A 23,696-nucleotide genomic window follows, 5' to 3' on the forward strand; every position below is an offset into this window, starting at 1 on the left:
ACTGGATAAGACCGTGACCGACGCACAAATCACAAATGCGCCCCGAACACTCGATTCATTGGGGTTGGAGCCTCTGCGCCGTACCGCTGGCACGCCCGAATTGACGGGGGTGGTTGTGGACAGCCGACAGGTGCGCGCAGGTGTTTTGTTTGCCGCCTTACCCGGTGTGAATGCCCACGGTGCTCGTTTCGCTGCGGCGGCAATTGCGGCGGGGGCTGTGGCGATCCTGACGGATGAGGAAGGTTTTGCGCAGGCGCGGCCCGATGATGGTGCGGTGTGGCTGGTGGCCGATGATGCACGGGCGGCCCTGTCGCAGGTTGCGGCCCGTTGGTTTGGTGCGCAGCCCGATGTGATGGTGGCGGTGACGGGCACGAACGGGAAAACCTCCGTCGCTAGCTTTACCCGCCAGCTATGGGCGGCGATGGGTTTGCGCGCAGTCAATTTCGGAACCACAGGGGTGGAGGGTGCGGTTAACGCTGCGTTGAGCCATACGACACCCGAACCGGTCATCCTACACGGCTTGCTGGCGGATTTAGCGGCGCAGGGTGTGACCCATGGCGCGATGGAGGCATCCAGCCATGGGTTGGCGCAGCGCCGATTGGACGGTGTGAAATTACGTGCGGCGGGGTTCACCCATCTCAGCCGTGACCATCTGGATTACCATGCGACTGTCCCGGAATATGAGGCGGCCAAGGGGCTGCTATTCGATCGCGTTCTGGCCTCTGATGGCACTGCGGTGATCAATCTGGACACCGATGCGGGGCAGCGGATGATTGCCCGCGCGAAGTCGGCAGGGCGGCAGGTGCTGACCGTCGGGCGTGATCCGGTGGCGGATTTGCGGTTGCTCTCCACCACGTTCGAGGCATCAGGCCAGCGGGTTTCCTTTGCCTATCAGGACGCGGAATATGCGGCCTCGCTGGAATTGATCGGATCGTTTCAGGCGGAAAATGCGTTGCTGGCGGCGGGCTTGGCCGTGGCAAGTGGTGCGGTTGCGACGGATGTATTTGCGGCGCTGGAATCCCTGAAACCCGTGGCCGGGCGCATGCAATTTGCGGCGCATTCCCAAACAGGTGGCGCGATCTATGTGGACTATTCGCATACGCCCGACAGTGTGGCGATCGCTCTAGCCGCGCTGCGCCCCCATGTTGCCGGGCGGTTGGTCTGCATCGTTGGTGCGGGCGGTGATCGTGATCCGGGTAAGCGCCCGTTGATGGGGCAGGCGGCAGCGCAAAATGCGGATGCTGTGATCGTAACCGATGATAACCCGCGCAGCGAGGATCCCGCCACGATCCGTGCCGCAGTTCTGGCCGGTGCGCCCGATGCGCAGGAAATTGGCGACCGTGCTGCGGCGATTGCGGCCGGTATTGCGATGCTGGGGCCGGATGACACGCTGTTGATTGCGGGCAAGGGGCATGAGACAGGCCAGACCATCGGCGATCAGGTTCTGCCCTTTAACGATGTTGAGGTTGCCCGTCTGGCCGCAAGCAAAACCGGAGGCCCACTATGACGCCGCTATGGACCGCACAGGAGGCGCAGGACGCAACCGGTGGCACTGGCCCCACAGATTGGAGCGCGACCGGCGTTTCCATCGACACTCGCGAATTGCAGCAGGGCGATCTGTTTGTCGCGCTGAAGGACGTGCGCGATGGCCATGATTTCGTGGCGCAGGCTTTGGCGGCGGGGGCTGCTGCGGCCTTGGTCACGCATCGGCCAAAGGGCGTGGCAGAGGATGCGCCGCTGCTGATTGTTGAGGATGTTCTGAGCGGGTTGGAGGCCTTGGGCCGTGCAGCCCGCGCACGGATGCATGGCAAGGTGATTGCGGTCACAGGTTCCGTCGGAAAAACTGGCACCAAGGATATGTTGCGCGCCGTTTTGGGCGCGGTCGGTCATGTGCATGCTGCGGAGCGCAGCTTTAACAACCATTGGGGTGTACCGCTGACCCTCGCGCGTATGCCGCGTGAGGCGGATTTTGCAGTGATCGAAATCGGCATGAACGCACCGGGTGAAATCGGCCCGCTATCGCGTATCACCCGCCCGCATGTTGGCGTGCTGACGACGGTTGCGGCGGTTCATGCCGCTGCCTTTACCGATGTGCGCGGGATTGCGCGGGAAAAGGCCGATATCGTTGCCGGTTTGGAGCTGGACGGCGCTGTTGTGTTGAACCGCGATGATGCCACCTATCGGATTTTGCGGCGTAAGGCGTTGCGCGCTGGGGCGCGGGTTGTGCCCTTTGGCGGGGCAGGGCGGCCGCCGTTTTTACTGCTATCGACCCGTTTGCGTGGGGCGACGACTTGCGCTGTGGCGCGGGTGCATGGTGATCGGTTGCTGTTTAAACTAGGCACACCGGGCCGCCATTTGGCGATGAATGCCATGGCTGTTTTGGCTGCGGTTGAGGCAGTGGGCGCCGATGTTGCACAGGCGGCGATGGCGCTGGGTCAGTGGCGTGCGCCGGATGGGCGTGGGGCGCGTTGGCGGATCGGTCGGGGGCATGCGTCGATCGACGGATCGGTGCTGCTGATTGATGATGCTTACAATGCCAACCCGACCTCGATGGCGGCGGCGTTGGAGGTGCTGGAGGCAGCAACTCCGAAAAACGGCATTGGCCGTGTGGCCAAGGGGCGGCGCGTTGCCTTTCTGACTGATATGCTGGAGCTAGGGCCGGAGGCCGAGGCGCATCACGCGGCGTTGGCCGATCTGCCGATGATCCAGAAAATTGACCGAATTCACTGTGCCGGCCCGCTGATGCGCGCGCTGCACGAGGCCCTGCCGCATTCCAAACGCGGTGAGTGGTACGAGGATGCCGAGGCACTGGCCAAGCGGGCGGGCAGATTGCTCGACGCTGGTGACGTTGCGCTCGTCAAGGGATCGAAGGGTTCGCGCGCGGCGCGGATCGTTGACGCCATATTAAAACTGGGGCACGCGGTGCCAGCCCAGAGTAGCGCCGAGGATGAGGACGCCTGAATGCTGTATTTCCTGACAAGTCTTTCCGATGGGGGGGATGTCTTCAACCTGTTCCGCTATCTGACCTTTCGGTCCGGTGGCGCGTTTTTCACCGCGCTGATCATCGGATTCGCCTTTGGCCGTCCGCTGATTGATGAGCTGCGCCGTCGCCAGAAAAAGGGCCAGCCGATCCGCGAGGACGGGCCGGAGCGGCACTTGCTGGAGAAGCAGGGCACGCCGACAATGGGCGGAGTTCTGATCCTGCTGGCGCTGTTGATCTCGACCCTGTTATGGGCACGACTGGACAGCGGCTGGGTCTGGATGGTCCTGATGGTCACGTTCGGTTTTGGTGCCATCGGTTTCGCCGATGATTATGCCAAGGTCAGCGCGGGCAACGTCAAGGGCGTGTCGGGCAAGGTGCGTCTGGCCATTGGTTTCGCGCTTGCGGGAACTGCCGCGATCTGGGCGATGTATCTGCATTCGCCTGAGCTGTCCGGCCATCTGGCCTTTCCGGTGTTCAAGGATGTATTGCTGAACTTGTCCTTTGTTTTCATCCCCTTTGCGATGATCGTTATCGTGGGTGCTGCCAATGCTGTGAACCTGACCGATGGTCTGGACGGGTTGGCGATTATGCCGGTGATGATCGCAGCGGCCTCTTTCGGGGTGATCGCCTATTTCGTGGGCCGGACCGACTTTACCGAATATCTGGACGTGCACTATGTGGCCGGAACCGGTGAGATTACCGTGTTCTGCGCGGCGGTGATCGGAGCCGGATTGGGATTCCTGTGGTATAATGCGCCGCCCGCTGCGGTGTTTATGGGCGATACGGGTTCGCTGGCTTTGGGCGGTGCGTTGGGTGCCATTGCGGTGGCGACAAAGCATGAAATCGTGCTGAGCATCATCGGCGGCCTGTTCGTGGTTGAGGCGCTGAGCGTCATCATTCAGGTCGCGGTTTATAAGCGCACCGGAAAACGGGTGTTCCTGATGGCGCCGATCCACCACCATTTTGAGCAAAAGGGCTGGGCCGAAAGCACAATCGTCATCCGCTTCTGGATTATTGCACTGATCCTCGCATTGATTGGACTTGCCACGCTAAAGCTGCGCTAAGTCAGCTGGAACGCGGATATTTTGAGAGCATAGCGGGGCCATGCGATGATACCTGTACGTGGATATGCGGGGCGCAAGGTCGCCGTTCTGGGGCTGGGCCGGTCAGGTCTGGCCACAGCGCGCGCTTTGGCTGCGGGGGATGCGATCCCGATCTGCTGGGATGATGGTGAGGCCGCGCGCACCGTCGCCCATGATGAGGGCTTTACCGTTGCCGACCTCAGCCGTGATGCGGCTTGGGACGGTATCGACGCGCTGATCACCTCACCCGGTATTCCGCATCTATACCCCGCACCACATCCCGCTATCGCCAAGGCATGGCAGAACGGCGCGGTTGTGGACAATGATATCGGGCTGTTCTTCCGCAGCTTCGCAACGCAGGAATGGGACGAGTTTGAGCGGGCGCCCCGTGTGATTTGCATCACCGGATCGAACGGAAAATCAACCACCACCGCTCTGGTTGCGCATGTCCTGCGCGCCGCCGGTATGTCCGTGCAAATGGGCGGAAATATCGGACGGGGCGTATTGGATATGGACCCGGCCACGGATGGCGGCGTGGTTGTGCTGGAACTGTCCAGCTATCAGACCGAGCTGGCCCGTGCGCTGTCGCCCGATATCGCCGTGTTCACCAATCTGACGCCGGATCATCTGGACCGTCACGGCGGGATGGGGGGCTATTTCGCCGCCAAACGCCGTCTATTTGCGGAGGGTGGCCCCGAGCGGTCCATCATCGGTGTGGATGAGGTTGAGGGCCGCTATCTGGCCCAGCAATTGCGTGAGGAAACCGCGACCGGCGATCCGGTGATCCGTGTTTCATCCGGCCAAAAACTGTCCGGCGATGGCTGGTCTGTTTTCGCGCGTAAGGGGCATCTGGCCGAATGGCGCAAGGGGCGGCAGGTTGCGTCCTTTGACCTGCGAGAAATGGCGGGATTGCCCGGTGCACATAACCACCAAAACGCCTGCGCGGCCTATGCCGTTGGGCGCAGCCTTGGCCTTGGCCCGCGGCAGATTGAGACGGGGATGCGGAGCTATCCCGGCTTACGCCACCGCTGTCAGGTTATCGCGACGATCAACGGCGTGCGGTATGTAAACGACTCCAAAGCCACGAATGCGGATGCGGCGGAGCAGGCCTTACGCGCCTTTAAAAACATCCACTGGATCGCTGGTGGAGTGCCTAAGGCGGGTGGTATCAGCTCACTGATCCCGTTGATGGATCACGTCACGTCCAGCTATTTGATCGGTGAGGCGGCGCCTGCCTTTGCGCAGGATTTAACCGATTTTCCCCATGAAATCAGCGGCACAATGCAGCAGGCCGTGGCCAGTGCCCATTCCGCCGCGCAACCGGGGGATACTGTTCTATTGGCACCGGCCTGTGCTAGCTTTGACCAATTCCCGAGCTTTGAGGCGCGTGGCGAGATGTTCGAGGCTTTGGTAGCTGCACTGGCTGGATGATCGGGCTAGACTCACGAAGCTGTGAAGCAACGCGATGAAAGCTGCGTTGTCTCTGCCACAGTGACGCAGCAATGTTTAGGGGCGGGGGACGCTGGCGATGACCCTCGGAAGTGCGTTCAGGAGGACCAAAATTGACACGAATTAGAACTGTGATTGGTATGAGCTGCCATATGGCGTTCGCGGCCTGCCTCGGCCTGGCCGTGATTGGCGCCGATATCGGGGCCGCACAGGCGCAAAGCCGTCCTGCAAGCTTCGCCGATCTGGCAGAGGGGTTAAGCCCGTCCGTCGTCAACATCACCACCAGCCAGACCATTACCGCGCAAAACCCCGGGATCGCACCGCAAATCCCCGAGGGATCGCCGTTTGAGGATTTCTTCCGCGATTTCCTCGACCGTCAGGATGGTGAGCCACAGCAGCGTCGCGCACAGGCGTTGGGGTCGGGCTTTGTCATTTCCGCCGACGGTTATATCGTGACCAATAACCACGTGATCGAACAGGCGGATGAGATCCTCGTCGAGTTTTTCAACGGTACTGAACTGCCGGCGGAACTGGTCGGAACCGATCCGCGCACCGATATTGCGGTGCTAAAGGTTGAGCCGGTTCAGCCGCTGCCCTTCGTCGCATTTGGTAATAGCGATCTGGCGCGTGTGGGGGATTGGGTTCTGGCGATCGGTAATCCGCTGGGGCAGGGCTTCTCCGTCTCGGCTGGTATTGTGTCGGCGCGTAACCGCGAACTGTCCGGCTCGTTCGATGATTTCATTCAGACCGATGCTGCGATCAACCGTGGAAACTCCGGCGGTCCGTTGTTCAACATGAACGGTGAGGTGATTGGCGTGAACACTGCGATCCTGTCGCCAAATGGTGGCTCGATCGGGATTGGCTTCTCCATGTCCTCGGCTGTTGTATCGGGTGTTGTGGATCAGTTGCGCGAATTCGGCGAAACCCGCCGCGGTTGGCTGGGCGTTCGTATCCAGCCTGTTGATGAGGGTGTGGCCGAGGCAATCGGGCTAGAGGAAGCACGCGGCGCGCTGGTTGCCGATGTTCCCCCCGGTCCCGCCGCCGATGGTGGTGTTGAGGCAGGCGACGTTATCCTGACCTTTGATGGCCGTGAAATCAACGAGATGCGCGAGCTGCCGCGAGTTGTTGCCGCGACGCAGGTTGGTAAGGCCGTTCGGGTAATCGTGTTCCGCGATGGCCGCACGCGCACGCTGTCGATCACGTTGGGTCGGTTGGAAGATACCTCCACCGCTGAGGTCGAAGGCGATGAGCCTGACGGCAAGGTCACGGAGCCTGAGCAGGCCGAGGTTGCTGGCATGACATTGCTGGGCATGACTGAGGGGCTGCGCGACCAATACGGTATCCCCGAAACGGTGCGTGGCGTTGTGGTCATCGGTGTGGACGAATTGAGCGACGCCTATACACGCGGCGTGCGTGTCGGGCAGGTCATTTCCGAGGTAGGTCAGCGTTCCGTCGATGCGCCCGCTGATGTGGTGGATATCATCGCCGAGGTTCGTGAAGCTGGCCGCAAATCGGTTCTGATGCTGGTGCGTGAGGGTGGAAGCCCGCGTTTCGTCGCGCTCGATCTGGACGAGTAAGGTTAACACTATCGCCGTCCCGCAGGTGCGGGGCGGTGATTACAATGCGGCGAGGATGAAGCTGTCCGCGTCCAAATCGATGGCGTTAACGTCCTCAAGCAACACTTCGGAATGGCCGCGATGCCAGCTTAGCAGTGTATCATCGCCCTGTTGGGTGATCGAAATCTCATCCAAATCAAACACAGTATCAGCAGCGAAATACAGGTGATCCTGACCCACGGTGAAGTCGGTGATGCGGTCGGTTCCGGTGCTGCTTTGGCTAAAGACAAACACATCTGCGCCCTGCCCGCCGGTCATAATGTCGTCACCCTTTGCCCCGATCAGAACGTCGTCGCCATCAGTTCCTGTCAGTGCATCGGCGGCGCGGGTTCCGATGTGCTGTTCGCCGTCAACCCGGTTGCCCAGACGCGCCTGAAGGATGTCGTTCTCAGGCGTTAGAACCTGACGTCCGTCCTCAAAAACCTCAATATCCCAATCGCTTCCCTGTGGTGCGGGGGGCGTATCCTCAACCACCTCAACTGGTGTGATTGGTCCGACGGTGCCGTTATCGTCAGGGATCGTCGGCACGAATTCAAACGGGGTGTCGGCGATGAAATCAAAGCTGTCACTGTCGATCGCAGAGGTGATTTCCACGCCCAGGCCGATCTGCGCCAGTGGTTGCAGCGGGGTGGAGACAACATGCCCGACAAGGATATCAGTGGTCAGTACAGTACGAGCCGGCTCAACGGATTGGACGGTGCCATTTTCGGTGAAGTTGAAATCCTTGGCCATCACATCGCTCCAATTTTACTAAACTCGCCGCACACATATCAGCCGGATTTATTTAAAATCCAAGCAATAGCTTATAAATTGGTTAACGCGAAGAGGGTGAGATAGCGAAAATTTGCGTTGTAGCCGCTTCGTTCTTGCAGTTAGAACCGATCTAAGACGGATTGCGAACGAGGGGCACATCTCATGGCTAAAATTACATATATCGAGCATAACGGCACAGAGCATGTCGTGGATGTCGCCAACGGGCTGACAGTCATGGAGGGTGCGCGCGACAACAATATTCCGGGCATCGAGGCGGATTGCGGCGGCGCATGTGCGTGCTCCACCTGCCACGTTTACGTGGCCGAGGCATGGGCAGACAAAGTCCCCGCAAAGGACCCGATGGAGGAGGACATGCTGGATTTCGCATGGCAGCCCAATCCAGCGACCTCGCGCCTGACCTGCCAGATCAAGGTCACCGATGATCTGGACGGCTTGGTTGTTCGGATGCCTGAAAAGCAGATCTGATGCGCCTAAAATTGCTGGCTGCTTTGCGGCTGCGCTGTGGCTGGCAATGCGCAGGAGGTTGCGTTCACCCAAATCGACGGGCGCGCATCCTATGGGCATGGCGTTTTGGGCGATATTCCCGAATGGCACGGCCTGCGCGTTACGGACACAGACGGGCAGGTGGCAGAGCTGGTTTTGCCGCCCGATCATATTTTCGAGGATATTGCGCCGCGTGTGGTGCAGCTGGATGATGATGCGGGGATTGAGATCGTCGTGGTCGAAACCCGCTTCAACGCCGGTGCTGCGCTGGCGGTGTACGAATATGCTGAAGGGCAATTGCGGTTGGAGGCGCGGACCCATTGGTTCGGGCGGCGCAACCGCTGGCTGGCCCCGATTGGCATCGCGGATCTGGATGGCGATGGGCAGTTGGAAATTGCCTATGTCGAAACGCCGCATATCGGTGGCACGCTGCGGATTTGGCGCTTGGACGGGTATTTGATTGAGATCGCATCGTCCGCCGGTCACTCAAATCATCAGATCGGGCAGAATTTTATCGCTGGCGGGATTGTTGAGTGCCCTGAGGGGCCCGCGATTATCACGGCGGATGCGCGTTGGCGCCTAGGGCGGTTGACCATGCTGACCGACGATCAGCAGTTACGGTCGGAGCCATTTCCAATTCCGAACGGCGTTTTGCCAACGGCGTGCCCTTAGGCAGCGCCGTTGGTCGCTGGCGGCGTTACAGTGCGCGCCAGCCGATATCGGTGCGGTGAAAGCCGCCATCCCATTTGACCTGATCCACCACCGAATAGGCCAGATCGCGTGCGTCCTGTAGCGTTGCGCCGCGTGCGGTTACGCCCAATACGCGCCCGCCATTCGAGACGAGTTGCCCATCCTGATCCGCCGTGCCTGCGTGGAATATTTGCACAAGCGGCTGTCCGGTCAGGTCGGGCAGGTGGATTGCCTCGCCCTTGGCATAATCGCCGGGATATCCCTTGGCCGCCAGAACGACGGTGACGGCGTGATCGTCGGCCCATGCAACCTGCGCATCGGCCAGCGTGCCCTCGGCCACGGCCAGCAGCAGGTCCAGCGCCTGTGCGCCCATGCGGGCCATCAAAAGCTGACATTCAGGGTCGCCAAAGCGGGCATTATATTCGACCAGTCGCGCCTGTCCGTTCTGGATCATCAGGCCTGCATACAGCACGCCTGCAAAGGGCATGCCGCGGTCGCGCAGCTCGGCCAGGCAGGGGGCCACGATTTGCGACATCGCCTGATCCAGCAATTCCGGTGTCAGGACCGGCGCGGGGGAATAGGCGCCCATGCCGCCGGTATTTGGCCCCTCATCGCCATCATAGGCGCGTTTGTGATCCTGCGCCGAGGCAAGCGAGAGCATCGCGGTGCCGTCAGTCAGCACGAAGAGGGAGACTTCCTCACCGTCCATGAATTCCTCGATCACGACCTCTGCCCCTGCCGCACCGAATGCGCCGGAGAAGCAATCGTCGATCGCGGCGAGAGCCGTGTCCACGTCCATGGCGACCGTCACACCTTTACCCGCAGCCAGCCCGTCCGCCTTGATCACGATGGGGGCGCCCTGTTCGGTGATGTATTCCTTGGCCGGGGCGGCGTCGGTAAAGCGGGCATAGGCGGCGGTGGGGGCGTTTGCGGCGTCGCAAAGTTCCTTGGTAAACGCCTTGGATGCCTCAACCTGTGCTGCTGCCTTGGACGGGCCAAAGGTCAGGTAGCCTGCATTGCGCAGCTCATCCGCAACGCCGGCGGCCAGTGGTGCCTCTGGCCCGATGACGACGAAATCAATCGCGTGTTCGCCAGCAAAGGCGATAACGGCGGCTGCGTCCTCGGGGTTGATGCGCACGCATTCGGCGATCTCGGCTATGCCGGCATTTCCGGGTGCACAAAACAGCCGGTCGCATTTGGGGTTTTGAGAAATGGCCCATGCCAGCGCGTGTTCACGCCCGCCGCCGCCGAGGATGAGGATGTTCATGTATGCGCCCCTGTGTCCGGTTTCGCGCATCTAGGACAAGGGCGACGCTTTGCGCAAGGTTTGCCGGTCATCGCGGTGGTTTAGATGGGATTTAGGTGGGATTTAGAGTGGATATTTGAAGAATGCGATCCGTGGGCTTGCCGTAAGCGTTGGGTGCGCCCTATGTCATGGGCAAGCTGATAGGAGTTCCCCATGACGACACCGCGCCCTGTTATCCTGTGTATCCTCGATGGTTGGGGATTGAGTGACGAAACCGAAGCGAACGCGGTTGCGCTGGCCGACACGCCGGTATTCGATCGGTTGATGGCGGAATGCCCCAATTCAACGCTGGCCGCGCATGGGCCGGATGTTGGTTTGCCTGAGGGGCAGATGGGCAATTCCGAGGTTGGCCACACCAATATCGGGGCTGGTCGCGTTGTCTGGATGGATTTGCCCAAGATTGATAACGCGATTGAGGATGGGTCATTCGACATCAATCCGGCGCTGGTCAAATATATCGCCGCGCTCAAGGAAAGCGGTGGTACGGCGCATCTGATGGGGCTTGCCTCACCCGGTGGGGTGCATGCGCATCAGCGCCATATCGCGCAGGCCGCGCGTGTTGTTGCGGCGGCGGGTGTGCCGGTTAAACTGCACTTGTTCACCGACGGGCGTGATGTGGCTCCGAAATCGGCCCGCGATCAGGCTTATGCCTTAGAGCAGGAATTGCCCGAGGGGGTGGTTATTGCCACCATGATCGGACGTTTTTATGCGCTGGATCGTGATAACCGGTGGGAGCGGGTTCAGGCGGCCTATGAGCTGATTGCGAACGCAAAGGGCGTGGAAATGCCCAATTGCGATACCGCGATTGCGGCGGCCTATGATCGCGGTGAAACGGATGAGTTTATCGAGGCATCGGTCATTGGCGATTATGACGGGATGCAGGACGGCGATGGTTTGCTGTTCTTGAATTTCCGCGCAGACCGCGCGCGTGAGATTTTGGCGGCCTTTGTTGAGCCGGACTTTGACGGGTTCGAGCGTAAGCAGATCGACTTGGCCGCGGCCTGCGGTATGGTTGAATATTCGGATGCGTTGAATGCGCGGCTGGATGTGATGTTTCCCTCCGTCGATATTCCCAACACGTTGGGTCAGTGGGTCGCGGCGCAGGGCAAGCATCAGTTCCGCATCGCGGAGACAGAGAAATATCCGCATGTGACGTTCTTCCTCAACGGTGGGATCGAGGTTCCGAATGAAGGGGAGGATCGCACCATGCCGAAATCCCCCAATGTGCGCACCTATGATATGCAGCCCGAGATGAGTTCGGTCGAAGTGACGGATCAATTGGTCGCGGCGATTGAAAGCGGCACCTATGACCTGATCGTCGTGAACTATGCCAACCCTGATATGGTTGGGCATACCGGTGATCTGGAGGCGGCAATGGCGGCCTGTGCTGCGGTGGATACTGGCCTTGGCCGTGTGGTTGATGCGGTCGGGGCTGCCGGCGGCGCGATGATTGTCACGGCGGATCACGGCAATTGCGAGGTTATGGTGGACCCTGCCACGGGCGGGCCGCACACGGCGCATACGTTGAACCCTGTGCCGGTCATTTTGGTCGGTGGACCAAAGGGCGCGCGGATGATGAGCGGGCGGCTGGCCGATTTGGCGCCCAGCCTGCTGGACCTGATGCAGATCGAGCCACCCAAGGAGATGACGGGGCGGAGCTTGATTTCGGTATGAGGGGCATTGCCTGCCTTTTGATCGCGACGGTGATAGCCACGGGGGCGTTCGCGCAATCCGATGTGGTGCGTCAGACGGAGCGAGCGGCGCGTCTGATCGGCGACGCGGCTGAGGGGTTGGCATCCGCGCCGCGCGGCGAGCGTCGGCTCTCGGTTCTGGCGCAGGTTGTGCAGGGATACGAGCTGGGTCTGGCGGCGCGACGTGAGGCGGATCGTGATCTGGCCCTGCGCGCCAGTGTGATGGGCGCGGAAATGGCGCGGGAGCGGGATCGCCTCGCACGGTTGCTGGGCGGATTGCACCGTGTCAGCCGTGCGCCAGCGCCGTTGCTGATGTTGCATCCCTCAGGGCCGGAGGGTGCTGCGCGCGCGGCGCAGATGATGGCCGCGATTGTTCCGCAGTTACAGGCCGAGGCTGATGCCCTGCGCGCCATGATGATCGAGCTGGATATTATCGCCGCCGAACAATCCCGTGCCGAGGGCGTGATGCGCGATGGCCTGTCCGGTGTGCAGCAGGCGCGGATGGCGTTGAAGACGGCATTGGATGAACGCACAGTTCCGCCGAACCCAGATCCGGCGCTGGTTCAGCGATTGCGTGCGGATAGCCAGAATTTGCAAGCCTTCGCCCGTGTTTTAGCGCGGCAAAGCCTGACGGGTGAGACCCGCGCGGCGGAGACTTTCGAACAGGCACGCGGCACCTTAACGCCACCGGTTCCGGGGAGCATCCTGCGGACCTATGGTGCGCGTGATGCCGATGGCACCGTGCGACCCGGCATTGTGTTGAGCGTACAGGACGGCATCCATCAGGTGACCGCGCCTTGGACGGCCACTCTGCGCTATACCGGCCCGTTTCTGGAATATGGGCAAATCGCTGTGCTGGAACCGGCGGAGGGGTGGTTGATGATCCTCGCCGGTTTGGGTGAGGTGCAGCGGCAGGCCGGTGAGGTTGTTTTGGCGGGGGAACCTATCGGGACGCTCACGCAATCGGGTAGTGGTGTTGCTGGCTTTGGGGTTGAACCTCAGGCGGAAAACGGCCCAAATCAACAACAGGTAATTTACATCGAACTGCGTCATGATGGCGTTCCAGTCGATCCGACGCTGTGGTTTGAACTTAATTGAGATACGTTAGAGACAGAGTAAGGAATATTCGATGAGCAAGATACTCGTGGCGGGACTTGCAGGAACGCTGGCCGGTGTTCTCGTAACGACTCAATTTGTGGCACCACTGTTTGCGCAAAGTGATGACAGGTCGCGGACGACTTACGAATACCTTGATCTGTTCGGGAATATTTTCGAGCGGGTCCGTGCCGACTACGTTGAGGAAGTAGACGAGCGTGAGCTGATCGAAAGCGCGATCAACGGCATGCTGACATCGCTCGACCCGCATTCCAGCTATCTGCCGCCTGCCGATTTCACCGATATGCGCGAACAGACCCGTGGTGAGTTTGGCGGTCTGGGCATTGAGGTCACGCAGGAGGATGGCTTCGTCAAGGTGGTATCCCCCATCGACGACACCCCCGCCGCCGAGGCCGGTATCGAGGCGGGCGATTTCATCACCCATGTCGATGGCGAGAGCGTTCTGGGCCTGAATCTGAACGAAGCGGTTGACCTGATGCGCGGGCCGGTCGGGTCCGAGATCATCATCACCGTCGTGCGTGAGGGCGTTGAGCCATTCGAGGTCAGCATCATCCGCGATACAATCCAGATCCGTGCTGTGCGTGGCCGGACCGAGGCAGAGGCCGTCGTTCTGCGGGTCACGACCTTTAACCAGCAAACCTATGCCAACCTTGAAACAGAGATGGCAGCGCAGGTCGAGGCGTTGGGTGGTATCGAGAATGCCCGCGGCGTTGTTCTGGATTTGCGCAACAATCCCGGTGGCTTACTGGATCAGGCGATCTATGTTTCGGATGCATTCCTCGATCAGGGTGAGATTGTGTCCACCCGCGGTCGTGCGGCATCGGATAGCGATCGCTATAACGCGACGCTGGGCGATTTGGCCGAGGGGCTGCCAATGGTCGTGCTGATCAATGGCGGGTCCGCATCGGCATCCGAGATTGTGGCCGGTGCGTTGCAGGATCATCGTCGTGCGATCATCGTGGGCGAGAAGAGCTTTGGTAAGGGGTCGGTTCAGACGATCATGCCATTGCAGGGCAACGGTGCGATGCGCCTGACCACGGCGCGTTATTACACGCCATCGGGGCGGTCGATTCAGGCGCTTGGCATTGAGCCGGATGTGATCGTCAGCCAGCGTTTGGCCAGTGAAGTTGCTGAGGAGGGCGTGATCCCGCGTCGGTCCGAGGCCGATCTGCGTGGCTCGCTCAGCAACGACAGCCTGACCGATGATGAGCGTGAGCAGCTTGAAGAAGAGCGTGCGCGGCTTGAGGCGGATGCGCTGCTGCGTGATGACGATTTCCAGCTTTCCTATGCGCTCGACATCCTCAAGGGGTTGTCTGTCTATTCGGATCGCTAATGTTGAGCGCGGCTGAAATCGCGGCGCTGCCCTATCGCCCCTGCGTTGGCGTTATGCTGACGGACGGGGCGGGGCGGTTATTTGCCGGTGCTCGCGTTCACGGCGCTGTTGGTGCGTGGCAGGCCCCACAGGGCGGCATTGATGAGGGCGAAACGCCTGAAGCCGCCGCCCTGCGTGAGCTGGAGGAAGAAACCGGCGTTGCGCCCGATCAGGTCACTGTTCTGGCGCAATCGGCGGAATGGCATCATTATGATCTGCCGCATGATGTCGTGCCGAAACGGTGGGGCGGGCGGTTTCGCGGGCAAAAGCAGGTCTGGTTTTTAATCCGGCTGGATGCGGGCGATACGGCGATCAATGTTGATGTTGACCATGCCGAGTTTTCGGACTGGCGCTGGATGACGCCGGACCAGATGGTTGAGGTGATTGTGCCGTTTAAGCGGCCAATCTATCGCGCCGTTCTGGACGAATTTGCGCCTGTTCTAGCGTGAGTGAAGCAGGCCCCGGCGGATGCAGGGGCCTGATCCTATCCTAGCGGAAGACGCAGGACGTACCGGCCCATAGATCGACGATCTGGCCATTCTCGATCAGGCCATAGAACCCCTCGGATGAAAATTCTCGCCCTAGGCTGCTGACCTCAATCTCGGTCGTGTAGGCCGCGCTAAGCTCGATTTCCGAACTGCCCAATCCGATACCCGCATCGGTGCGCAGCGAGGCGCTGTGCGTAGACCATCCGACCAGAATGCCGTTTTGCGATAGCAGCGTTACATCCTCGTATTCATCGAAGGTGACAGAGCCCGCACCGCAATCCTCGTTCACCAGTTGGATCGCCACAGGGCCGAGGATGGGTTCCAGACGCGGCTGCACATCCTGCATCGGCGATCCGAAGGCCAGCAGGCTGTCATGCTCATCCAATGCGATAATGCCGGAACGGGCCAGCAGGACGCTGGGCGCGGGTTCCTGCGGCGCGTCGGCTACGGGCATGGCGGCGGGCACGGTGCACGCGGTTAACGCCGTGGCGGCGACGGCAAGTGCGATAAAACGCATGAAATATCCTGACTTAAATGAAAGGGTTAGCTTAACTCCGCGACCGGAATAAACGGGAAGAACACGCCGCCGGACCAGATGCCGAACCAGTCTTCTCCTTCGACGGGATGCGCAACCCCGATATCGACCAGACGATAGAAACTCTTGCGGTCAATCAGCGCATCCAGATTGCGACGGATGTTCACATAGGGCGAGGGCTCACCGGTTTCGGGGTCACGTACAATGCGGATCATGTGATCGGCACCGGCTGTCGCCTGATCGCCAACCTGCGTGGTGAAGGTGATATTCGCGTCCTGCCCGTCGCCCTGCACGGTGAAGTCAACGGCGACAAAGGGGGCGTCCTCAACCGTGATGCCGATTTTCTCGACCGGAGTGACGAGGAAATAATCGTCGCCCTCCTTCTTGATGATCGAGGAGAACAGCTTGACCAGCGGTTTGCGCCCGATTGGCGTGCCAAGGTAGTACCACGTGCCGTCCCGCGCGATCCGCATGTCCAGATCGCCGCAAAAGGGCGGGTTCCACTTTTCCACCGGCGGAAGTCCGCGCGGCGCGGCGCGTCGAACCGCACTTGCGATGCCGTCGGCGCTGAGATTTGGTGATCCGGTGTTTTCACTGTTCACGGGGGCGTGCCTTTCGGTGCAGAGAGATTATGTGTTCAATAGTAACAGTAGTGCAAATGCGGTGCAAAACAGGGGATGCGGGATGAGTGATTCACTTCTGATCGAAATCGAGCAGGCTGGGCAGCGCCTTATATCGGTGCGTGAAATGGTCGCGCGGCGGGTGATCGGTCAGGAAAAAGTGGTGGATCTGGCGCTGGCCGCGATCCTGTCCGGCGGGCATGGCCTGCTGGTTGGTGCGCCCGGTCTGGCCAAAACGCTGCTGGTCGAAACGCTGGGCACGGTGTTGGGGCTGAACGCAAATCGCGTGCAGTTCACGCCGGACCTGATGCCCTCGGATATTCTGGGCGCGGAGGTTCTGGAAACCGCCCCTGATGGCACCCGCGCGTTCCGCTTTATCGAGGGGCCGATTTTCTGCCAATTGCTGATGGCGGATGAGATTAATCGCGCGGGCCCCCGCACGCAGTCCGCGTTGCTACAGGCGATGCAGGAACATCATGTCAGCGTCGCGGGGCAGCGCCGTGATTTGCCCGCGCCGTTCCACGTATTAGCCACGCAAAACCCGATTGAGCAGGAGGGCACCTATCCGCTGCCCGAGGCGCAGTTGGACCGGTTCCTGTTCCAGATTGACGTGGATTACCCGGATCGTGATGATGAGCGTGCAATCCTGCTGGCCACGACCGGTGCCGATGATAGTACCCTGCAACCTGTGCTGAGCGCACATGAGCTGATTGCCATGCAAGCCATGCTGCGCCGGATGCCGGTGGGTGAGGCGGTGGTCGAGGCGATCCTCGATCTGGTGCGCGCGGCGCGACCTGTTGCGGGGAATGCTGCGACCGATGCGATTGCGTGGGGGCCGGGGCCGCGTGCGGCGCAGGCGTTGATGTTGGGTGTGCGGGCGCGGGCCTTGCTCGACAACCGCTTGGCCCCTGATCTGGCCGATGTTGCCGCGTTGGCCGTTCCGGTTCTGACGCACCGCATGGCGCTGAATTATGCCGCGCGGGCCGAGGGGGTACAGTTGAACGATCTGATTGCGCAATTGGTTGAGCGGCACCTCGGCCTAGCTGCCGCTGCGTGAGCATGTCCTCATCCTCCGAAGCATTACAGGCCACCGCGCGCCGCGCCACGGGGGGATTGCCCCCGCTCTTGGCGCAGGCGGAGCGGTTGGCCGCCACCGTCGTATTGGGCGATCATGGCCGCAGGCGTGCGGGCATGGGCGAGGAATTCTGGCAATATCGTCAGGCGATCGCCGGTGATGCGGCCAGCACGATTGATTGGCGTCGATCGGCGCGATCCGATGCGGCCTTTGTACGCCAAACCGAATGGTCTGCCGCGCAGACGGTCACGCTGAGCGTCGATCCTGCCTTGTCGATGGATTATCCGCAGCAGGGCGAAACCAAGCGGGCTCGGGCGGCGGTTCTGGGATGCGCCTTGTCACTGCTATTGGTGCGCGGGGGGGAGCGGGTGGCGCTGGCGCACCCTGCCTTGCCCGCCGGTGGTGGCCGTATGCAGGTGGATCGCATTGCGGAGATGTTGAGTATCTCGCAGGGGCGCGACGAATATTCCGTTCCTGTTATGCCGAATGATCACAGTGGCTTGCTGGTCGTTCTTTCCGATTTTCTGGCGCCGGATGAGGTGCTGGTTCCCGCTTTGGACAGGCTGGCCACTCAGGGTCAGCGGGTCGTGATGTTGCAGGTCATGGATCAGAGCGAGGAGGCGTTTCCATTTGATGGGCGCACGGAATTCCGCTCGATGTCCGGCGCGATTTCGTTTGAGGCGCAGCGGGCGCGCTCCCTGCGTGACGGGTATCAGGCGCGGTTGGCGGCACGGCGCGACATGCTGCGGACACGCGCACGCCTGTCCGGTTGGTCGTTCAACGTGCACCGCGTTCAGGATCCGGCGGGCACTGCGTTGCTATGGTTGCACCGCGTAATTGAGGGGGAGCGGCGCTAACATGCTGAGCCTTGGAGCGATTGGATTTGTAACGCCGCTGCTGCTGGCCGCCTTGGTCGCGTTGCCGGCATTGTGGTGGTTGCTGCGGGCAACGCCGCCAGCCCCCGTGCGGCGGATGTTTCCCGGAATTTCACTGCTGCTAGGGCTGCAAGATGCGGAGCGGATGCCCGCGCGCACGCCGTGGTGGTTGCTGGCGCTGCGGATCGCGATGTTGGCGATGGCGATTTTGGGGCTGTCCGGTCCGCTGCTTAATCCTGCCTCGGATGTGGAGCAGGGGGACGGCGCGTTGCTGATCGTTATGGATGGTGGCTGGGCCAGCGCGTCGAATTGGAGCGCGCGCCGGCAGGAAGCTCGCCAGATTTTGCAGCGGGCAGGGCGCAGCGGACGGGCGGTGCATCTGGTCTCTCTGGCCGATGCGGAGCCGGATTTGGCCCCGCGTGCCGCCGCCGATTGGCTGGGCGTGCTGGACGATATGCAGCCGATGGCATGGGCGCCGGACCGCGCAGGTTTTGCCGAGCAACTGGATGCGTTGGATGATATCGGAGCCAGCATTTGGATCACGGATGGTTTGGGCGATGATGGCGGCTTGCCTGATGCCTTGGCCGCGTTGGGGCGGGTTGAGGTGGTGATGCCGACGCAAACCGCACTGGCCCTAGCGCCCGCGCGGTTCGAGGACGGGCAGCTTGTCACTCATGTTTTACGCGCCCCGAATGCCGCGCCGCAGGTTGTGCCATTGCAGGTGATTGGCACTGATGCGGCGGGGGTGGAGCGTGTGCTGGATCAGGTTGAGGTTACATTAGGCGCTGATGAGGTCCGCAACCGCGTGGCGATTGATTTGCCGCTGGAACTGCGCAATCGGGTTACACGACTGGTGCTGGCCGCGCCGTATCGGTCCGCCGGTGCCACGGTTTTGACCGATGATGCCCTGCAACGCCGCCGCATCGCCTTGGTATCCAGCGCCCGCAGTGGTGAGGGGCAATCCCTGACCGAGCCGCTACATTACCTGCGCACCGCATTGACGCCCGTGGCGGAGGTGGTGGAGCCGCTGCTCTCCGAAGTTCTGGATGCAGCACCCGATATTGTCATGCTGGCGGATGTTGCGAATTTCTCGGATGATGAACGCAATGCGCTACAGGATTGGGTGCGTGATGGCGGCATGCTGGTGCGTTTTGCCGGACCCCGCATGGCGGCCAGCACGGTTGGCCAGATGGAGCGTGATCCGCTGTTGCCCGTGCGCCTACGTGAGGGAGGGCGGAACCTGGGCGGCGCGATGTCTTGGGGCGATCCCAAGAGGTTACGGCCATTTCCTCAGGGTACTTTGTTCGATGGTTTGGCCCTGCCGGAGGATGTGGATGTTGTCTCGCAGGTGATGGCGCAGCCTGATCCTGATCTGGCGGAACGGACCTTGGTCGCGCTGGAGGATGGCACGCCCCTCGTCACGGCGCGGGATGAGGGGCGCGGGCGGGTGATCCTGTTCCACGTCACAGCCACGCCGCGTTGGTCCAGCCTGCCGCTATCGGGTCTGTTCCTAGAGATGCTGGACCGGATCGCACGGGTTGCGCAATCGGGTGAGCAGGGAGCGCAGGCCCTAACCGGTGCCATCTGGACGCCCGAGCGTGTGCTGAACGGAATGGGGGATATCATGGACGTGCAGCGGCTTGCCGGTGTTTCAGGGGAACGGCTGGCTGATGCGGCGCCCGCGCCCGACGCACCGCCCGGATTGTACCGCGCCGGTGTGCGGGGCCATGCCTATAACGTGACCGACGACGCGACGAGCTTGCAAGCGCTGGAGCTACCCGCAGGGATCGCATCGCGCGGATATGCCGTGCGGGCCGAGCAGGATTTGACTGGTCCTGTGCTGGCTGGCGCGTTGATTTTGCTGTTGGTGGATATCCTCGCCACGCTTGCCCTTGGCGGGCGATTGCGGCCTGCGGCGCGGGCGGGAATGACAGGGCTGGCGCTGATGCTGTTCATGGGCGCGCAGGACGTAAAGGCGCAGAGCGTGCGTGATGATCCCGGTGCGATCTATGCCACCTCCGAAACCGTGTTGGCCTATATCCGTACCGGCGATGTGGAGGTGGACCGGATCAGCCGTGCGGGCCTGACCGGACTGTCCACGGTTCTAACGCAGCGCACAGCGATTGAGCCTGCGCCCCCTGTGGCGGTGGATATTGAGCGGGACGAGCTGGCATTCTATCCGCTGTTATACTGGCCGATAACCGATGCGCAGGCCCCCCCCGGACCTGAGGCTGTGGTGCGGATCAATACCTATCTGCGATCGGGCGGCATGATCCTGTTTGATACCCGCGATACCCATCTGGCGGGCGGCAGTGAGGGACCCGGAAATGCGCAATTGCGCCGCTTGGCCGGGCAGCTTGACCTGCCATCGCTGGAGCGGATTCCGGCGGATCACGTGATGACGCGGGCGTTCTATCTGCTCGACGATTATCCCGGGCGCTATGTCGGTGCGCCGGTCTGGGCCGAAGCTTCATTGGCGCCGGTTGATCTGGACGGGGTGCCGTTTCGCAACCTGAATGACGGGGTTAGTCCGGTGATTATCGGTGGCAATGATTGGGCCGGCGCATGGGCGATGGACGATCAGGGCAGCTTTATCCGCCCCGTCGGGCGCGGCGTCAGTGGTGAACGACAGCGAGAGATGGCGTTCCGGTTCGGCGTGAATTTGGTCATGTATGTAATGACCGGAAATTATAAGTCGGATCAGGTGCATGTGCCTGCTCTGCTTGAAAGGTTGGGGCAATGAGCGGGGTCGTCTTTGCACCCTTGGTGCCATTGGTTCTGATCGCTGGATTGGCGGCGGCGCTGGTGGTGCTGTGCCTATATGCGGCGTGGATGCGGTTGCCCGGTTGGGCGCTGCGCGGGCTGGGCGGGCTGGTTTTTCTGGCGGCACTTGCTGGTCCCAGCCTGAAGGATGAGGATCGTAGCCCGCTGGTCGATGTTGCGTTTCTGCTGGTGGATCGGTCCGACAGTCAGGATATCGGCGTCCGGCCTACTCAGATCGAGCAGGCGGAGGCGGAGCTGTCAGCCTCGCTGGACCTCTTGGCGGGTGATCCCGATGCGCCCTTGGAATGGCGGCGGGTTGAGGTTGGCAACGCCACCGGCGCGCAGGAGGGGCGTGGCACCCTGGCGATGCGCGCGCTGTCCGATGCGATGGCCGGTGTTGCGCCGGACCGGATTGCGGGTGCCATTATGATCAGCGACGGGCAGGTGCATGATCGGGAATTGACGCCCGAACTGAACGCGCCGCTGCATCTGGTCCTGACCGGTGAGCCACGCGAATGGGATCGCAAGCTAACGCTGGTCGCGGCCCCAGCATTTGGCATCGTAGGCGAAAACGTGCAGCTAACCCTGCGCGTGGATGAGCTGGGTGCGGTTCCGCAGCCATCGTTGAGCGAGACCTTGCTGGTCAGTTTCGATGGCGGTGACGATATTCGGATCGAGGTGCCGCTGGGTGAGGATATCACCTTTGATCTGCCGATCACGCGGGGCGGGATGAACATCATCCAGCTCTCCGTGGCGGAGGGGGCGGGTGAGCTGACGCCGCGCAATAACTCGGCATTATTGGAGATTAACGGCATTCGCGACCGGCTGCGGGTGCTACTGGTTTCGGGTGAGCCGCATGCGGGTGGGCGCACGTGGCGTAACCTGCTGAAATCGGATGCGGCGGTGGATTTGGTGCACTTCACCATTCTGCGCCCCCCGTCCAAGCAAGATGGCGTGCCGGTTTACGAGATGAGCCTGATCGCGTTCCCCACGCATGAGCTGTTCATGGAAAAGATCGACGAATTCGATCTGATCATCTTTGACCGTTATCGTCGACGGGGCGTTTTGCCGCCCAGCTATCTGGATAATATTGCCCGCTATGTTGAGGAAGGCGGCGCGGTTCTGGTTGCCTCCGGCCCTGCATTTGCCGGGGTGGAAAGCCTGTGGCGCACCCCCTTGGCTCGCGTTTTGCCCGCCGATCCGACTGCGCGGGTGATCGAGGAGGGCTATCTGCCGCTGATCTCGGAGCTGGGCGCACGCCATCCGGTGACGGCTGGTTTGGAGGCGTTCGCGCCCAGCCCCTCGGTCGATGGATTGCCCGGTTGGGGGCGCTGGTTCCGGTTGATCGATCTGGAACAAACCTCGGGCGATGCGGTGATGGAGGGGCCAGATGGGCGGCCGCTGTTGATCCTTGACCGGCCGGGGCGGGGGCGGATTGCGATGCTTGCCTCGGATCATGCGTGGCTGTGGTCGCGCGGGTTTGAGGGTGGCGGCCCGCAGGTGGAATTGCTGCGCCGACTGGCCCATTGGCTGATGCAGGAGCCGGAGTTGGAGGAGGAGGTTCTGCTGGGCGATGATGATCGCGGCGACTTGGTCGTAAGCCGTCGTAGCCTGAGCACGGAGCCACCTGCATTGGAATTGACCGGCCCTGACGGCACGGTTCTGACGCCGCAAATGGTGGAAACGCAGCCGGGGCGCTGGGAGGCGCGGATCGCAGATGCGGAGCAGGGCCTGTGGCGACTGGCGGATGGGGATGTCACCGGCGTTGCTGCCGTTGGCCCAGCCGCGCCGAAGGAGTTCGAGAACGCGCTGTCCACGCCCGACCTGTTGGAGCCGCAGATAGATGCCTCGAATGGTGGCGTGATCCGTATCTCTGACGGCGTGCCTGATCTGCGCCGCGTGCGTGAGGGGCGTAACGCTGCGGGGCGCGGTTGGCTGGGGCTGGCCGATCGGCAGGCCTACACCGTTGAAAATGTCAGCCTGACCCCGCTGGCCCCTGCGTGGCTGGTGCTGCTGCTGGTCGGGCTGTTGATTATCGGCGCGTGGCGGTTGGAAAGCCGTTAATCGTCGAGCAGCGCCTGACGGGAGCGTGAGAAGAATTCGCGCCGTGCCAATGTGGTGGTGGTCATGATAGTGGCGACGATCAGTGCCTCTGGCCCGATCACCCATGCCATTGCGGTGAGAGAGTAATAGATGCCCCGCAAACCACGGTTAAAGCTGCGCGCGGCATAACAATTCAGGCGGGCGGCACGGGTGGCGATGCGGCGCCCTTCCTCCGTTTTGCCGTCATTTGGCACAGCTGCCATTACGATGGCGCAATAGCTGAACAGGCGGTTGGACCACGCGAATTTCAGGAAGGTAAAGCTGGTGATGCCCAGCACCATCAACATCTCGATCTGGATCGCCTGCACGGTGTTGTCGGGCAATATGCCGCCGCCTGCGGACAGGATCAGCTCAGGCTTACCAATGATCGCGAAAATACCACCAATGGCCAGCAGGGTGGTTGAGCCGAAAAAGGCCGTGCTTTGCTGGATGCCGTTCAGGATGGCGCTGTCGAAAATACGCACGTCGCGCGCGGCCATTTCCTGCATCCAGCTGTAACGATGGCGCATCATCAGGATATGAACCGAGGGGCGCTTGTTGCTCTCACGCTCAATCCAGACGGTCATCACCAGCCATGCGGTCCAGAATGTGATCAGCGCGGCAAGGTCCAATGGCCCGAATTTGTCTATCAAGCCTGCGAAGTCCAAATGCATTCTATCGTCCCTAACTGATCGG

20 protein-coding genes are annotated in these 23,696 nt (G+C 61.5%); 15 read left to right on the forward strand and 5 right to left on the reverse strand.

The genetic code is table 11. The features are described 5' to 3' along the window. Nucleotides 1-28 precede the first annotated feature (28 nt). From CR254_RS15125 to CR254_RS15145, 5 genes are all read left to right on the forward strand, one after another. On the forward strand, nucleotides 29-1,507 hold the full coding sequence (locus CR254_RS15125; RefSeq protein ID WP_425440291.1) for a UDP-N-acetylmuramoyl-L-alanyl-D-glutamate--2,6-diaminopimelate ligase: 1,479 nt from the start codon (nucleotides 29-31) through the stop codon (nucleotides 1,505-1,507). Further along, nucleotides 1,504-2,961, forward strand: a complete 1,458-nt coding sequence (locus tag CR254_RS15130) for a UDP-N-acetylmuramoyl-tripeptide--D-alanyl-D-alanine ligase (protein ID WP_097931458.1) — start codon at nucleotides 1,504-1,506, stop codon at nucleotides 2,959-2,961. The genes CR254_RS15125 and CR254_RS15130 overlap by 4 nt, the downstream gene beginning before the upstream one ends. After that, nucleotides 2,962-4,047: a phospho-N-acetylmuramoyl-pentapeptide-transferase gene (gene mraY / locus CR254_RS15135; RefSeq protein WP_097931460.1), complete on the forward strand. Its 1,086-nt coding sequence runs from the start codon at nucleotides 2,962-2,964 to the stop codon at nucleotides 4,045-4,047. A gap of 45 nt (nucleotides 4,048-4,092) precedes the next feature. After that, nucleotides 4,093-5,496: a UDP-N-acetylmuramoyl-L-alanine--D-glutamate ligase gene (gene murD, locus CR254_RS15140; RefSeq protein ID WP_097931462.1), complete on the forward strand. Its 1,404-nt coding sequence runs from the start codon at nucleotides 4,093-4,095 to the stop codon at nucleotides 5,494-5,496. Between the two features lie 170 nt (nucleotides 5,497-5,666). After that, a complete protein-coding gene (locus tag CR254_RS15145; RefSeq protein WP_245851677.1) occupies nucleotides 5,667-7,091 on the forward strand; it encodes a DegQ family serine endoprotease in 1,425 nt (474 codons plus the stop codon). A 39-nt stretch (nucleotides 7,092-7,130) separates the two neighbouring features. On the opposite strand, the gene CR254_RS15150 is transcribed toward CR254_RS15145, so the two are convergent. Beyond that, nucleotides 7,131-7,862 carry a calcium-binding protein gene (locus CR254_RS15150; RefSeq protein WP_097931466.1) on the reverse strand — a complete coding sequence of 244 codons (732 nt, stop codon included), beginning with the start codon at nucleotides 7,860-7,862 and terminating at the stop codon, nucleotides 7,131-7,133. A gap of 183 nt (nucleotides 7,863-8,045) precedes the next feature. Here CR254_RS15150 and CR254_RS15155 point away from each other — a divergent pair, with 183 nt between their 5' ends. Together CR254_RS15155 and CR254_RS15160 are read left to right on the forward strand one after the other, a co-directional pair. After that, nucleotides 8,046-8,369, forward strand: a complete 324-nt coding sequence (locus tag CR254_RS15155) for a 2Fe-2S iron-sulfur cluster-binding protein (protein ID WP_097931468.1) — start codon at nucleotides 8,046-8,048, stop codon at nucleotides 8,367-8,369. A gap of 36 nt (nucleotides 8,370-8,405) precedes the next feature. Further along, a complete protein-coding gene (locus CR254_RS15160; RefSeq protein ID WP_097931470.1) occupies nucleotides 8,406-9,059 on the forward strand; it encodes a hypothetical protein in 654 nt (217 codons plus the stop codon). Nucleotides 9,060-9,084: 25 nt separating this feature from the next. Here the strand turns inward: CR254_RS15160 and purD are convergent, their stop codons facing one another. Beyond that, a complete protein-coding gene (gene purD, locus CR254_RS15165; protein ID WP_097931472.1) occupies nucleotides 9,085-10,344 on the reverse strand; it encodes a phosphoribosylamine--glycine ligase in 1,260 nt (419 codons plus the stop codon). A gap of 192 nt (nucleotides 10,345-10,536) precedes the next feature. On the opposite strand from purD, the gene gpmI reads away from it, so the two are divergent. From gpmI to CR254_RS15185, 4 genes are read left to right on the forward strand one after another with little or no spacing between them, the layout of a single operon-like run. Then, nucleotides 10,537-12,057 (forward strand): 2,3-bisphosphoglycerate-independent phosphoglycerate mutase, encoded by a 1,521-nt coding sequence (gene gpmI / locus CR254_RS15170; protein WP_097931474.1) that lies wholly within the window; start codon nucleotides 10,537-10,539, stop codon nucleotides 12,055-12,057. Then, complete coding sequence (locus CR254_RS15175) at nucleotides 12,054-13,172, forward strand: murein hydrolase activator EnvC family protein (RefSeq protein ID WP_097931476.1); 1,119 nt, start codon at nucleotides 12,054-12,056, stop codon at nucleotides 13,170-13,172. The genes gpmI and CR254_RS15175 overlap by 4 nt, the downstream gene beginning before the upstream one ends. A 31-nt stretch (nucleotides 13,173-13,203) precedes the next feature. Continuing rightward, nucleotides 13,204-14,523 (forward strand): S41 family peptidase, encoded by a 1,320-nt coding sequence (locus CR254_RS15180; RefSeq protein ID WP_097931478.1) that lies wholly within the window; start codon nucleotides 13,204-13,206, stop codon nucleotides 14,521-14,523. Nucleotides 14,524-14,525: 2 nt separating this feature from the next. Next, nucleotides 14,526-15,011 carry an RNA pyrophosphohydrolase gene (locus tag CR254_RS15185; protein ID WP_097931567.1) on the forward strand — a complete coding sequence of 162 codons (486 nt, stop codon included), beginning with the start codon at nucleotides 14,526-14,528 and terminating at the stop codon, nucleotides 15,009-15,011. A gap of 40 nt (nucleotides 15,012-15,051) precedes the next feature. Here CR254_RS15185 and CR254_RS15190 read toward each other — a convergent pair whose 3' ends face one another. Together CR254_RS15190 and CR254_RS15195 are read right to left on the reverse strand one after the other, a co-directional pair. Next, nucleotides 15,052-15,567, reverse strand: coding sequence for a hypothetical protein (locus tag CR254_RS15190; protein WP_097931480.1), 516 nt, complete (start codon nucleotides 15,565-15,567; stop codon nucleotides 15,052-15,054). Between the two features lie 26 nt (nucleotides 15,568-15,593). Next, on the reverse strand, nucleotides 15,594-16,187 hold the full coding sequence (locus tag CR254_RS15195) for a DUF1285 domain-containing protein (RefSeq protein WP_097931482.1): 594 nt from the start codon (nucleotides 16,185-16,187) through the stop codon (nucleotides 15,594-15,596). Between the two features lie 82 nt (nucleotides 16,188-16,269). Here CR254_RS15195 and CR254_RS15200 point away from each other — a divergent pair, with 82 nt between their 5' ends. Genes CR254_RS15200 through CR254_RS15215 form a run of 4 tightly spaced genes read left to right on the forward strand, consistent with a single transcriptional unit; the run spans nucleotide 16,270 to nucleotide 22,982 of the window. Further along, nucleotides 16,270-17,262: an AAA family ATPase gene (locus tag CR254_RS15200; protein WP_097931484.1), complete on the forward strand. Its 993-nt coding sequence runs from the start codon at nucleotides 16,270-16,272 to the stop codon at nucleotides 17,260-17,262. 2 nt (nucleotides 17,263-17,264) lie between these two features. Continuing rightward, on the forward strand, nucleotides 17,265-18,137 hold the full coding sequence (locus CR254_RS15205; RefSeq protein WP_097931486.1) for a DUF58 domain-containing protein: 873 nt from the start codon (nucleotides 17,265-17,267) through the stop codon (nucleotides 18,135-18,137). A gap of 1 nt (nucleotide 18,138) precedes the next feature. Further along, on the forward strand, nucleotides 18,139-20,898 hold the full coding sequence (locus CR254_RS15210; RefSeq protein WP_097931488.1) for a DUF4159 domain-containing protein: 2,760 nt from the start codon (nucleotides 18,139-18,141) through the stop codon (nucleotides 20,896-20,898). Beyond that, complete coding sequence (locus CR254_RS15215; protein ID WP_097931490.1) at nucleotides 20,895-22,982, forward strand: hypothetical protein; 2,088 nt, start codon at nucleotides 20,895-20,897, stop codon at nucleotides 22,980-22,982. The genes CR254_RS15210 and CR254_RS15215 overlap by 4 nt, the downstream gene beginning before the upstream one ends. Here CR254_RS15215 and CR254_RS15220 read toward each other — a convergent pair. Beyond that, nucleotides 22,979-23,674 carry a DUF599 domain-containing protein gene (locus tag CR254_RS15220; RefSeq protein ID WP_097931491.1) on the reverse strand — a complete coding sequence of 232 codons (696 nt, stop codon included), beginning with the start codon at nucleotides 23,672-23,674 and terminating at the stop codon, nucleotides 22,979-22,981. The genes CR254_RS15215 and CR254_RS15220 overlap by 4 nt on opposite strands. Between the last annotated feature and the right edge of the window lie 22 nt (nucleotides 23,675-23,696).

Source organism: Pontivivens marinum, from assembly GCF_900231835.1.
GTDB classification, from domain to species: Bacteria; Pseudomonadota; Alphaproteobacteria; order Rhodobacterales; family Rhodobacteraceae; genus Pontivivens; species Pontivivens marinum.